8 protein-coding genes are annotated in these 12,979 nt (G+C 67.7%); 6 read left to right on the top strand and 2 right to left on the bottom strand.

The window, feature by feature from the left end:
* Positions 1-6 precede the first annotated feature (6 nt).
* The 4 genes from RIE32_04705 to RIE32_04690 all read left to right on the top strand — a co-directional run bounded on the left by RIE32_04705 (position 7) and on the right by RIE32_04690 (position 3,927).
* Entirely contained in the window at positions 7-1,893 is a 1,887-nt protein-coding gene (locus tag RIE32_04705) for a ferrous iron transporter B (protein ID MEQ9095543.1), read from the top strand.
* Between the two features lie 15 nt (positions 1,894-1,908).
* Complete coding sequence (locus tag RIE32_04700; GenBank protein ID MEQ9095542.1) at positions 1,909-2,046, top strand: hypothetical protein; 138 nt, start codon at positions 1,909-1,911, stop codon at positions 2,044-2,046.
* 45 nt (positions 2,047-2,091) lie between these two features.
* Positions 2,092-2,817: a lysophospholipid acyltransferase family protein gene (locus RIE32_04695; protein ID MEQ9095541.1), complete on the top strand. Its 726-nt coding sequence runs from the start codon at positions 2,092-2,094 to the stop codon at positions 2,815-2,817.
* A gap of 327 nt (positions 2,818-3,144) precedes the next feature.
* Positions 3,145-3,927, top strand: coding sequence for a hypothetical protein (locus tag RIE32_04690; GenBank protein ID MEQ9095540.1), 783 nt, complete (start codon positions 3,145-3,147; stop codon positions 3,925-3,927).
* 1 nt (position 3,928) lies between these two features.
* Here RIE32_04690 and RIE32_04685 read toward each other — a convergent pair whose 3' ends face one another.
* Entirely contained in the window at positions 3,929-4,750 is an 822-nt protein-coding gene (locus RIE32_04685) for a DUF1932 domain-containing protein (GenBank protein ID MEQ9095539.1), read from the bottom strand.
* 114 nt (positions 4,751-4,864) lie between these two features.
* Positions 4,865-5,710, bottom strand: a complete 846-nt coding sequence (gene traT, locus RIE32_04680) for a complement resistance protein TraT (protein MEQ9095538.1) — start codon at positions 5,708-5,710, stop codon at positions 4,865-4,867.
* 172 nt (positions 5,711-5,882) lie between these two features.
* Here traT and RIE32_04675 point away from each other — a divergent pair, with 172 nt between their 5' ends.
* Together RIE32_04675 and RIE32_04670 are read left to right on the top strand one after the other, a co-directional pair.
* Positions 5,883-7,136: a glycosyltransferase N-terminal domain-containing protein gene (locus tag RIE32_04675; protein ID MEQ9095537.1), complete on the top strand. Its 1,254-nt coding sequence runs from the start codon at positions 5,883-5,885 to the stop codon at positions 7,134-7,136.
* 327 nt (positions 7,137-7,463) lie between these two features.
* A complete protein-coding gene (locus tag RIE32_04670) occupies positions 7,464-12,899 on the top strand; it encodes a S8 family serine peptidase (protein ID MEQ9095536.1) in 5,436 nt (1,811 codons plus the stop codon).
* Positions 12,900-12,979: the final 80 nt, after the last annotated feature.

Raw genomic sequence — 12,979 nt, 5'->3', positions numbered from 1 at the left:
GTCGCCATGCCCCCGGTCACGCTCCCTACCAACCCCGTCGGCGTGACCATCCCCAGGGTGCAAACCGCCGCACTGGTCGGCAACCCCAACGTCGGCAAATCAACACTCTTCAACGCCCTGGCCGGCCTCCGCCAGAAGACCGCCAACTTCCCCGGCACAACACAAGAAGCCCACCTGGCGCAGGTGCAAACACCGGGCGGCCCCGTCATGCTCGCCGACCTGCCCGGTGCCTACGGCCTCACACTCAACACCAACGAGTCACGCATCGCCAAGGGCGTGCTGACGGGCGACCAGTCCATCAAGGGCTTCCCAGACGGCCAGCCCGACGCCGTCGCCATCGTCGTCGACGCCACCAACGTGCCGCGCAACCTGCGCCTGGCCGGCGAGGTCATCGCGCTCGGCTTACCAACCATCGTCGTCGTCACCATGACCGACGCCGCCGCGCGCCAGGGCATCAAGATCGACGCCGAGAAGTTCGAGGCGGCGCTCGGCTGCCCGGTTGTCATCGCCTCGGGCAAGACCGGCAAGGGCGTGGCCGACGTGCTGCCCGCACTGGCGCGCGCAAGGGTTGCCGCCGGCCCGCTCAGCCCCAGCGATATCGACACGTGGGCCGACGTGGTCTACACGAAGGCCTGCACCGCCGATGTGCGCAAACACGACGCCGTCACCGACCGGCTCGACCTGGCTTTCACCCATCCGATCCTGGGCGTGGCCACCTTCGCCGCCATCATGACCGGCCTGTTCTGGGCGATCTTCAGTTTGGCGACGATCCCAATGGACGCGATCGAAGCTGGCTTCGGCTGGCTGGCGGGCGTGGTGAGCAGCACGTTGCCCGCCGGCGCGATCCGCGACCTGCTGGCCGACGGCGTGATCGCGGGTGTCGGCGGCACGCTGGTGTTCCTGCCGCAGATCGTGCTGCTGTTCTTCCTGATCGCGCTGCTGGAACAGACCGGCTACCTCGCGCGGGCGGCCTTTGTCATCGACCGGTTGCTCAAACCATTTGGCCTGCCGGGCCACGCCTTCGTGCCGCTCTTGAGCGGGCACGCGTGCGCGATCCCGGCGATCATGTCTGCGCGCGCGATTCCCGACTTCCGCCAGCGCGTGGCGACCATCCTGGCCATCCCCTTCATGAGCTGCTCGGCTCGCATCCCCGTGTACGTGCTGCTGACGCAGATTTTGTTCCCCGAGAGCACGATGCTGCAGGCCGTGGCGTTTACGGGCTGCTACGTGCTGGGCGCGCTGGCCGGCCTGTTCACCGCCATCCTCGCGAGGCGGACCATCCTGAGGGGCAAGAGTCCGGCCATGGCGCTCGAATTGCCGCGGTACCAGTGGCCGAGCTTGGTTAGCGCGACGAAGACCGCCGCCGCGCGCGGCTGGCTGTTCGTGCGAAAGGCCGGCACGGTAATCCTGGCGATCTCGGTGATCCTGTGGTGGCTCTCGGCCTATCCCAAACCGGCCGACCCCGACGATGCGCAGCGCGCCGCCGAGGTGAGCTTCCTGGGGCGCATCGGCGACGCCGTGCAGCCGGTGTTCGCGCCGATCGGCGCCGATCGGCAGTTGACCGTCGGCATCCTGGCCAGCTTTGCTGCGCGCGAGGTGTTCGTGAGCACGATGGCGGTTCAGATCGCCGGCACCGAGGACGCCGAGGACGAGGGCATCCGCGAGCAGCTGGCCACGGCGCAGCGCGATGATGGCAGTCGAGTGTTTACGCCGGCGACCAGTTGGGCGATGCTGGTGTTCTTCGTGCTGGCGATCCAGTGCCTGCCGACCTTGGTTGTCACGGCCAAGGAGGCCGGCGGGTGGAAGTGGGCCGCGCTCCAGGCGGGGTGGATGACGGGGGTTGCCTACGTTGCCGCGGCGATCGTGTACGGCGTGGCGAGCGCGATAGGCTGATTGGTGGGCTGAGCCGTGCCGTGGGGTGACTGGCAGTTCTGGGTGGTGACGCTGGCGGCGGCAGGGGCCATCGCGGTGATGGTGCGCGCGGTGCGGCCGGCCAAGCGCCCGAAGAAGCGCACCGGGCTGACGATCTCGGCGCCGAAGCGGTAGCTCTGGCTCGCAACTGAACCTAATGGGTGCTAACCTGTTGCCCTCATGCCCCCCTGGCTTTTCTGGCTCATCCTGGCGCTCGTGTTGTGGCTTGGCGTGGCCATGGCGGCCGGCCGGCTGCTGGGCGGGCCGCGCGGCGATGACGTGCTGGGGAACCTGGCGTACCACGTGATCCGCGGGTACGTGCGGCTGCGGCATCCGCCGCGGCTGGAGGGGCGGGAGAATATCCCCGAGTTCATCCCCGGCGGGGGGCTGGAGGGCGTGGGCCCCTTGATCGTGGTGGCCAACCACGCGTCGGGGGTCGATCCGCTGCTGGTCCAGTCGGTGCTGCCGTTCGAGCCCAGGTGGATGATGGCCGCCGACATGCGGCACCCGGCGGGGGAGTGGCTGTGGCGGTTTGGCCGGATCATCTTCGTGGATCGGGCCAACAGCGACCCGGCGGGGGTGCGGGAGGCGCTGCGGCACCTTTCGATCGGCGGGGTGCTGGGGTTGTTCCCCGAGGGTGGGATCGAGCGGAAGCCTCAGACCTTGCGGCCGTTCCAGGCCGGGGTCGGTTTGTTGATCCGCCGGAGCGGGGCTCGCGTGCTGCCGATCGTGATCGAGGACGCGGCGATGGCGCCGACGGCGTGGGGCGCCCTGGCGCGAACCAGCCGGCCCCGGATTCGCGTGATGCCCCCGATTGAGTATGGGCGTGAGCAGGGTCCCGGGGAGGTAGCAGCCGACCTTCAGGCCCGGTACGAGGCCTGGACCGGCTGGGGCGTCGAGGCGTGAGCGCTGTTTATTTCGTTCGTGGATTGGCGTGCGGATCGGATTGAGATTCTCGTCGAGCATGATCTGAAGTTATGGCAACGGCTTGCGGCGTCAAGCCGTTTCTCGTGGAGCGCCGGCAGGTTGCGCGCTTCGGTGGTGGTGGGTGCGAGTTTTTCGAGCGCGGAGGTCGCGGAGGAGGAATTCGTTGGAGCCTCGGGCGGCGTTCAATCGTGCCCGAATCGGGTGCTAAAGGGTTGAGATCGAATTGGAGTTGGGTGGGGGGCTTGCCGATACAGGTGGTGCAGGCGGTGGAAGCCGCTGGGATTAACGGCACTATCGGAGCTTGGCATGGCTGGAACGACCGAGAATCCTGGACTTAACGGCGAGCGGGGCGAGATTCGGCTGGCGTTGGATTCGTTGCCCGAGGCGACGCCGGGGTATGTGCGGATCATGGACTGGCTAGTCGAGAAGCTGGACGACATGGAGGATGCGCTGGGGGGGATGGAAGACGACCCCGAGAAGCTGTATGACCTGGCCGAGATCCTGTGCGAACTCGAGTCGATGATCGCGGAACTGGATGGCGGGCCGGAGGGGCCCGAGCCGGTGAGCGAGGACTTGATGGAGGCCGACCCGGCCACGCTGGACCCGCACACGCAGTATCGGGTGATGATGCAGGGCATGCGGAAGCTCGAGGCCGAGTTGGAGACGGTGCTGGAGTGTCCGCTTGGCGAGTGGGAGCGGCCCGAGCCTGTGGTGGAGGATGACGGCGAGCCGGTTCCGACGCCGCGGCGGTTTGGCGTGCAGATGTGGCAGAACGGTCAGTTGCAGATCGGGTTCGTGTGCTTTCCCGAGCGTGACGAGCACGACCAGGAAGCGGCGAAGCGTTCGGGCAAGCTGCCGATTCACTACGTGGTGCACCGCCGGATCGGGAAGGGTCGGTGGGAGTATCTGTGCGACATGGGCATGCCGTTCATTCGGGATGCAAGCCTGCCGCCGAACACGAAGCGCGTGCTGTATCGGGTGACCGCGCACCGGTTCGGGCGTTTCGGATTGCCGGGATTCGTCGCGGTGAGCTTCTCGGAGGATGGCACGACGACGCTGTGCGAGGAGAATCCGTCGCTGGTGGCGTGAGTCAGGCGCTTGCGTTGTCGGTCTCGCGCGGGTGCGTTTCGGCGATGCGCTCGTAGACCCTGGCGGCGGCGTGATGGAAGCCGGCGGGCTGGCCGGTGGCCTCGAGCGTGGAGGCGATTTCGAGCATTTCTCCGACGTAACGCCAGGCCTTGGGGCCGACGGCGTCGCTGGTGCGTTCGTATCGCCTGGCGATTTCCGGGGCGGAGTGCTCCCATTCGGATTGGAGGGCTTCGAGCACGCCAAGGCCTTCGGCTGCCTGGGCGGTGGCCATGAGCATGGCGGCGCTGCCTTTTGTCCATGCTGCGTAGACCATCTTGAGGGCGCTTGCGGTGAAGTCTCCCGGACCTGGCAGCACGGGCGCTTCGAAGGAGGAGCCTTCGAAGAGTGGGGCGACGTCGGCGGCCTTCTTGCCTGACAGGTAGAGCCGGCTGGTCTGGCCCTTGGCCGGTGGTGGTCCGATGATGCCGCCGTCGACGTAGGTTGCGCCGGATTGCTCGACGGTGGCCTTCACGGTGGCGGCGGTGGCGGGGCTGATGGCGTTTGCATCGACGTAAAGCCCCTGGAAGCCGACGGCTGCGACGTCTCGTGCGGTGGCGATGGCGGCGTGGGGCGGGACGATGCTGATGATGGTGTCGGCCCAGAGGCAGAGGTCGAGCAGCGAGCCGAACTCGCGGAGGCCTGAGGCGCGCAGGGTGGTTGCCTTGCTTCGGCCCTTGGCGCACCAGCCCACGCCGTGGTTGTTGGATGCCAGTGCGTGCGCGACGGCGGCGCCCATGGCGCCGGGATGCAGGACGCCGATGTTGCGTGGGGGTTTTGCGGTCATGGGAGCAGGCTATGGGTGCGCGGGCGCAAGACAAGGGCCCGTCAGGGTGTGCCTGCCGGGCCCGGTGGATCGTGAAGTGTTTCTCAGCGAGTGTTTGGTGTGGTCGCGCCGGGATTACTGTGGCAGCATCTGCTTGACGACGTTCTCGAGGCGCTCGCGGATGAGGGGCATGGCCTCGCCTTCCTTCATGTTCATCTGGTTGGCCCATGCGCTGAGGCGGACGCCGTGGGGGAAGTAGTTGCTGGTGCGCGTCATGGTGGCGCTGGTGCCGGTGCGCTGGCTGGTGGCGCCGCCGTCGGCGGCCCGGCCTGACCCGACGCCGGCGGTGGTGGTGCTGGAGGAATCGCTGTCGGCGAGGAGCTCGAACTCGATGGGATCGGGGCTGTACTCCTCGAGGACGAAGTCGGTGATGAGGGCCCACTCGCGGACCTTGGACGCGTTGGTCATGCCCAGGCCAACGAGGCCGCCCGCGGCTGCGCCGGTTGCGGCGCCCGCGGCCCAGCTGTCGGTTGCGCTTTCGACGAGGGCATAGGTGCCCACGCCGACGGCGGCGCCGCTGATCCAGCCCATGGCGCGTGCGGCGCTGGCGCCGCCGGACTCGGGTTCGACCTCGCCGAAGAAGCGGGTACGAGCGCGGAGGCGGTAGGTTGCTTCCTGGGGGTTGGAGACGAGCTGCCAGCCCTGGGCAGATGCGGCGTCCCGGAGGAGTTGGGTGAGGTCGACGTCGGCGTCGGAGATGTTCTGGTAGGAGATGTAGACGGTCTTGTCTTCGGGAGCGGGGGGCTCGAGCTGGGGCGGGGGGACGACCCAGACGGTGCCCGACTGGGCGCTGGCGTACTTGTTTGCGGTCATCTTGCCCAGGCCCCGGGCGGCGGCGGTGCAGCCGGAGGTGGTGGCCATGGCAAGCATGCCGGCGGCGAGGGTGGCCGCGAGCAGGATTGTGCGGGCGTTCTTGTGCATCTCGGACTCCTTCACGATGTTCCTGATTCCCGTCGGATCTGGCGGTTTCCCTTCGCAGGGTATCCCTAGGTGTGCCGGCGGGCGTGCCTCCTCGGCGCCGGCATGTTGGAGAGAGCGTGATCGGCTGGCGAGACGCGCAGGGGTGATTGGGGGTTGTCGGCTACTCTGGGGCGTGATCGGGGCGGTGACCAACGCGGTGTACCTGGGTGTGGCGGCGGCGACGGCGCCGTGGTGGGCCCGCAAGGCGCGCGGGGGCTGGGGTGAGCGTTTCGGGCGGATCGAGCCGCTGCCGGGCAAGGACGAGGATGGCCGGCCTCGGGTGATGCTGCACACGGTGTCGGTCGGGGAAACCAACGCGGTGCGGGCGTTGGTGCCGCTGCTGACGCCACGGGCGCGTGTGATCGTGACGGCGACGACGGATACGGGGCTGGCGCGGGCGCGGGAGTTGTATGGGGCCACGTGCGACGTGCGGCGGTATCCGCTGGACGCGACGTTTGCGGTGCGGCGATTTCTGGACGCGGTGCGGCCGGACGTGGTTGGGCTGGCGGAGCTGGAGTTGTGGCCGAACTTCGTGGCGGCGTGTCGGAAGCGGGGCGTGCCTGTGGCGGTGATCAATGGACGGATCAGCGAGCGTTCGTTTTCTGGGTATCGCAAGCTGCGGCCGGTGCTGAAGGGTGCGTTCGGATCTCTGGCCGCGGTGGGGGCCCAGGACGAGACGTATGCACGCCGGTTCGTTGCGATGGGCGTGCCGGCGGAGCGGGTGCGGGTGACGGGCAGCTTGAAGTGGGATTCGGCACCGGATCCGTACCCCGGCGACGTGTCTGATCGGGCGGCGGGGCTGGCGGCGGCGATGGGGATTGATCGGAGTCGGCCGGTGCTGGTGGCCGGTAGTACGGGTCCCGGGGAGGAGGCGCTGCTGGATGCGGCATGTCCGGACGGGGTGCAGCTGGTGTGCGCGCCGCGGAAGCCCGAGCGTTTCGACGAGGCGGCGGCGGCGTTGCCGGGGTGCGTTCGGCGTTCGGCGGGTGTTGCGAGTGGGGGAGATCGATTCCTGCTGGACACGCTGGGTGAGCTCGGGGCGGCGTACGAGCTGGCGGACGTGGTGGTGGTGGGGCGGAGCTTCGGGCCTGTGGATGGGCCGGTGCAGGGGAGCGACCCGATGGAGCCTGCGGCGCTTGGGCGGCCGGTGGTGACGGGGCCTGCCCATGCCAATTTTGCGACGGTGGTGGGCGTCCTGGGCGCGGCTGGCGCCTTGCGGGTGGTGGACGCGGCGGGGCTGCGCGGGGTGATTGAGGATTTGTTCGGGGATGGGGGCGTGCGGGATTCGATGTCGGCGGCGGCGCTGCAATGCGTGGCTGAGCAGCGGGGCGCGAGCGAGCGCCAGGCTTCGATGTTGCTGGAGTTGGCGGGGGTGGCCCTGGGGTGAGGGGGGCGGCTGCTGGGTTGGCGGATGCGGCTACACTAGCGGCGGATTGAGCAACAGTGCGACCCGGTCGGTCGTATGCTTGTGTGGGAGCGGCGGTTGGCGAGGACGCCATCGCGGACTCTGGCCGGGCAGCCCCGTCCGGCGGAGCGCTCCGAGCGGCCCTTGGGCATGAGTCCCTCGGGCCGCACACCATGGTTCGGTGTCGCAGCCGACCGTGCCCACCGACCCACCCGCGCGTCCCGGCCGAGCCTTGGCTGGGGCCAGTAGCCCCGAAGCGTCCCTATCGAGATGCCGTCACGCTATAGAGCGTCGCCGTTGGAGATTCCGATGCCCACGAGCCCATCCGTTCGCCGTCGCCTGACCGACCTGTTTCGCCTGGCTGGCGCCGCCACGCCTCGTCGTGGGGACGTTCCGACCATCGTGGAGGCGTTGGAGCCTCGCGTGCTGCTGTCTTCGACGGTGGAGCTTCCCGATGGGGTGGAGATTCGTCCGTGGAAGGGCGGCGAGGTTGCGGCGATCGAGGATTCGTGGATCGCGACGTTCGATCGCTCTGTCAATAAGGAAACGCTGACTGCCGAGTTCAGCAAGCTGGTGAACGAGCTTGGGATCGCGATCGACGGGTACATGCACCGCGGTACGCGGTTCGTCGAGTTCCTGACGCCTGATCCGCTGAACGAGGTGGCGATCGAGTGGATCCGGGGGCGGATGGGCAACCTGATCAACGTTGAGCCAAACGTTGCGTATGCGCCCCAGCGCGTGGCCAACGACCCGCTGAACGACGGCGCGTGGTGGATCGACAACGAGGGGCAACCCATCCCGGGCCAGCCGCAGGGCACGCCGGGCGCGGACATCAAGCTCGAGGAAGCGTGGGAGGTCACGACCGGTTCGAGCGGCGTGGTGATCGCGGTGGTTGATACGGGTGTGGAGTGGTACCACGAGGACCTTGCGGACAACATCTGGTCGAACGCGGGCGAGATTCCGGGTAACGGCATCGACGACGACGGAAACGGGTACATCGACGACGTTCGTGGCTGGGACTTCGGCACGGCGACCTTTGGCCCGGGCGGCACGGGCCAGTTCGGCGGCGACAACGACCCGGACGACACGGCGGTTGGTGGCGGTCACGGCACGGCGGTGGCCGGCACGATCGGTGCGGTCGGCAACAACGGCATCGGCATCGCGGGCGTGAACTGGGACGTCTCGATCCTGCCGATCAAGATCGCCAACGAGCAGGGCGCCCTGGTGGGTGGCGCGATCATCGCGGCCCACCAGTACCTGACCGGGCTGATCAACAGCGGCACGAACATCGTGGCGAGCAACAACAGCTACGGCGCGTTCGCGCCGACCTTCTTCGAGGAGTTCGAGGAGTTTGACTTCGAGCGTCAGGCGATCGAGGACTTCATCGCGGCGGGCGCGACGTTCGTGGCTTCGGCCGGCAACGACAGCAACGACAACGACGACTCGTTCACGGCGTATCCGGCGGCGTACAACCTGCCGGGCATCGTGTCGGTGGCGGCGACGAACAACCGCGACGAGTTGGCGGGCTTCTCGAACTTCGGCGAGACCACGGTGGACGTGGCGGCGCCGGGCGAGGCGATCCTGACCACGGCGGTGAACGGCCAGTACACGTACATCGACGGCACGAGCTTCTCGGGTCCGATCGTGGCGGGCATCGTCGGCCTGATGAAGACGGTGCGGCCTGATCTGACGCCCGAGCAGGTGGCCCAGGCCCTGATTGACTCGTCGGATCCGATTCCGGCGTTGCAGGACCGCGTGGTGGCCGATGGTCGCGTGAACGCGGCCCGGGCGTTGCAGATCATCACGACTGATGGCCCGCTGGTGCTGCAGGTGAGCCCTGGGCAGATCGCCGGTTCGCCGGTGAACCAGGTGCAGGTGTCGTTCAGCGAGCCGGTGCAATCGTTGCCGGCCGACATCCTGAGCCGGATCTCGCTGATCCGGGCTGGAGGGGATGGGAGCTTCTTCGACGGCAACGAGGTGACGGTGAACCTGTCGACCGCGACGCTGGACGCCTCGCGGACGGTGCTGACGCTGACGCCCGTTGGCTCGCTCAGCGCGATCGACGACTACCGGCTGACGATCGACAACACGGCGATTCGTGACGACGAGGGCAATTTCCTCAACGGCGATTCGACGAGCGGTGAGGACGAGATCTACGAGTTCGAGTTGATCCTGGCCCCGGGCATCGGCGAGCCGAACGACCGCCTGGCGACGGCGACGCCGGCGATCATTCCCGGCGGTGGTGACGGCACGGTCACGTTTGCCGGCCGGACGATTGGCGATGGCGTCTTCGGTGGGCTGGACGTGGACCTGTATCGCCTGGATCTTCCGCGTGGCGGCCTGATCTCGGCCCGCGTGCTGGCGCAGCAGCTTCCCACGCCCAGCACGCTGGACGGCGTGTTGCGATTGTTCGACGCGGCGGGCCAGGAACTGGCGATCAACGACCAGTTCTTCGGCAACGACCCGTTCATCGATTACTTCGTGCCCAGCGCGGGCGTGTACTACGTGGGCGTGAGCGGCTTCGGCAATGAGTCGTATCTGCCGCTGGTGCCGGCGAGCGGTCAGACGCAGTCTCGCGGCAACTATGACCTGCGGCTTGACGTGGCGCTCATCGGCGACGCAGACGTGAGCCGGGGGAACAGCTACGACGCACCGGGCCTGACGGTGCCGGATCAGAGCGTGCTGGTGGATTCGATTCTCGTGAGCGATTCTCGCGAGGTGCGCGATGTTAACGTGACGCTGGACATCAACCACAGCTTCGTGAGCGACCTGACGGTGGATCTGGTTGGCCCGCAGGGTCAGCAGGTGCGGCTGTTTGGCGGCATTGGCGCCGATGCGGACAACGTGCTTGGCGCGGTGTTCGACAGTGATGCGACGCGGAGCATCTTGAGCGCGACGGCGGCGGATGCGCCGTTCACCGGCTCGTGGCGTCCTCAGGGCTCGCTGGACGTGTTCGACGGCGCGTCGGCGCAGGGCGTGTGGCAACTCGTGGTTCGCGACACGAAGGGCAACGACGTGGGCAGCCTGCTGGGCTGGACGCTGGACTTCGTGCTTGAGAACGACATCTTCGGTCCGTTTGAGTTGAACGACACGCTGACGACGGCGCGCTTGATCGAGCCTTCGCAGGGCACGGTGAACATCAACGCGTTCCTGGGTGACGGCGGCTTTGGGGTTCGTGACGTTGACCTGTATCAGTTCGAGGCGGCCGCGGGCAGCACGTTCTCGGTCGAGGCGACCTCTTCGGGCGTGGCGGACCTGGCGATTCGCCTGTTCGACGCCTCGGGCAATGAGCTGCAGTCGTCGAACCCGGCCGGCGAGCTGGACGCGGCGATCGAGGGCTTCGTGTTCGTCGACGGCGGCACGTACTACGTGGGCATCAGCGACTCGTCGCGTGCGGTGGCGCCGGGCGTGTACGACCCGACGGTGGTCGGCTCGGGCGCGGACGGCCAGTCAGTGGGCGCATACTCGCTGGAGGTTCAGCTGAACTCGGGCGTGAGCGACCCGGGCGTTTCGCTGTCGGGTGATCGCCTGTCGGCGGGCGTGTCGGCCAGCGGCGCGTGGGGCCTGGACGGGCTGGGCATCATGTTTGGAGGAGCCGAGTTCCTGGCCGGATTGAACGAAGGACGGCCGGCGTTCTTCGGCCTTGGCACCGATACCGGCGCGTTCGTGAACGATGGCGCGGGCAGCAGCCAGGACGTGCCGTTCAACGTGACCAGCCAGTCGACGCCGACGGTGAACCGCGTTGCGGTGAGCGGCGTGACCAACGGCTTCCTGGTGAACCGTGCGATCAGCTACGGCGCGGGCGACAACTTCATCGCCATCGACGTGTCGCTCACGAACACGACCGAGCGCCGCATCAGCGACGTGCTGTGGACCGAGGGCTTCAACCCCGATCAGAACTTGAGCACGACGGGCAGCCTGTTCACGATCAACGATGTGATCGATGGGCAGCCGATGGCGGTGGCTACGGGCAGCAACGGTCTGGCGATCGCCCTGGCGGCCGACCCGGCCGATGCGAGGGCGAACGCATTCTTTGCTTCGCTGTCGGCGGACGTGCGCAATCCGCAGAGCGTGCTGGATCGGATGGTGGCCGACCCCGACGGGCTGTCGGCCGATCTGACGATGGCGTTGAACTATGACATCGGCGACGTGGACCCGGGCCAGACCACGACGATGCGATACTTCATCTTCCTGAGCGAGCAGGGCCAGGAAGGCATCGCGGGCGACAACGGCCTGCAGGCGACGGCGACCAACACGCGTGCGGACGGCATGCGGATGGACACCGGGCTGCTGACGTACGACCCGACCTCGCCGGCGGACGACAGCGAGGGTCTGGCGGGCCTGGCGTATCGCCAGTACTACCCCGAGGGATTCGCCAACGATCGCGCGAGCACGTTCGTACCGCTGACGAACTTCACGAATACCGACGCCCGCGTGGTGGTGATCGTGCGGTACGAGGACCCGAGCATTCCGCTGCGGGACCAGGTGATCTTCGACGGCATGGTGGGCGCCAACACGCGCAGTCCCGACGCCCTGACCGTGACGACGCCCGAGCTGTACGCGATGGGCAGCGACACGAACGTGTTCAATCCGGTGACGGGCATGGCCGACGGCGTGTACAAGGACACGCCCTACGCGCTGGAGGTTCGCTCGTCGGTGCCGGTTGCGGCGACCATGAGCCACTTCGATTTTGGTTCGTCGACGGGTGAGGCGTTCAGCGGTGTCGCCAGCGAGACGTGGAGCTTCGGCAGCGTCTCGATCGGACAGGGCAGCAGCGACTTCGTGACGTTCCTGAACACCACGGGCAACACGACGAAGGTGAGCCTGTTCCTGTTCCCGCTGAGCGGGCAGGGCGGACAGGCCACGGAACTGGTGTACACGCTGGATGGCTACCGCCGCGGCGGTTGGAACTTCAATAACGAGCTTGCCAACGGCCAGCTGGCCGGTCGGATCACGCCGGGCGACTACGGCGTGTCGATCGTGGCGACCGAGCCGATCGTGGCGGCGTCGAGCAGCTTCGGCAACGGGGCGGGTTCGGCGAAGCTGGGCGAGGCGAACCTGGGTGCGACGCAGGGCGCCATTGCCGAGGGCCAGATCGGCCAGTCGAGCGAGAGCGAGACGATCAGCGTGTTCAACCCGTCGTCGTCGGCTGCGACGGTGACGCTGCAGTTCATCTTCCAGGATGGCGGCGCCATCCGGCAGACGGTGAACGTGGCGGCGGGCCGGGTGAGTTTGGTGAACGTTGCGGACATCGCGCTGTTCCCGACCGGCACGCCCTATGGCGTGTTCTACGAGAGCAGCCAGGCCGTGGTGGTCTCGAGCAGCACGCGTGGGCTTGGCGAGGCGTTGTCGAGCTCGACGGCCAACAACGCGCACAGCCTGTGGGGCTTCAGCGAGGGCTTCGCGCCGCTGCAGGGCGGTCAGGTGCGTGAGTACCTGCGGGTGTACAACCCGGGCCTGAGCGACACGCTGCTGGAGATCACGTTCCGATTCACCGATGGCAGCACGGAGACGTTCCGCCGGGTGGCGGGGGCGTCGCGGGTGAGCGAGTTCAACCTGCGGAACTTCATCAGCCAGTCGCGCTTCGATGCGGCCAGTGATGCCGGGGGCACGGGCGTGTTCTACGGCTTCACGGTGAAGAGCTCGACGGGCATCGTGGCCTACCAGGGCCGGACGGACAGCTTCTTCGACGGCTCGTTCGGCACCCTGGGCGTGCCGCTTGGCATCGAGAGCGGCATCTCCTAAGGCTCTGCACTTCGGATCAGATCCTGAAACCCGCGGCCGGTTGGTCGCGGGTTTCTTGTTGGAGTTGGGTGGATGCTTGC

Source organism: Phycisphaerales bacterium, from assembly GCA_040221175.1.
GTDB lineage: Bacteria > Planctomycetota > Phycisphaerae > Phycisphaerales > UBA1924 > JAHCJI01.
The sequence above is the reverse complement of the archived record's forward strand: the minus strand, read 5'-3'. Positions and strand labels throughout refer to the sequence as shown.

Excerpts from the sequence above, each read along its gene's own strand:
- RIE32_04695 (MEQ9095541.1), top strand. The coding sequence starts at position 2,092 with ATGCCCCCCTGGCTTTTCTGGCTCATCCTGGCGCTCGTGTTGTGGCTT.
- RIE32_04670 (MEQ9095536.1), top strand. The coding sequence starts at position 7,464 with ATGCCCACGAGCCCATCCGTTCGCCGTCGCCTGACCGACCTGTTTCGC.
- RIE32_04685 (MEQ9095539.1), bottom strand. The coding sequence starts at position 4,750 with ATGACCGCAAAACCCCCACGCAACATCGGCGTCCTGCATCCCGGCGCC.
- RIE32_04690 (MEQ9095540.1), top strand. The coding sequence starts at position 3,145 with ATGGCTGGAACGACCGAGAATCCTGGACTTAACGGCGAGCGGGGCGAG.
- RIE32_04705 (MEQ9095543.1), top strand. The coding sequence starts at position 7 with ATGCCCCCGGTCACGCTCCCTACCAACCCCGTCGGCGTGACCATCCCC.
- traT (MEQ9095538.1), bottom strand. The coding sequence starts at position 5,710 with ATGCACAAGAACGCCCGCACAATCCTGCTCGCGGCCACCCTCGCCGCC.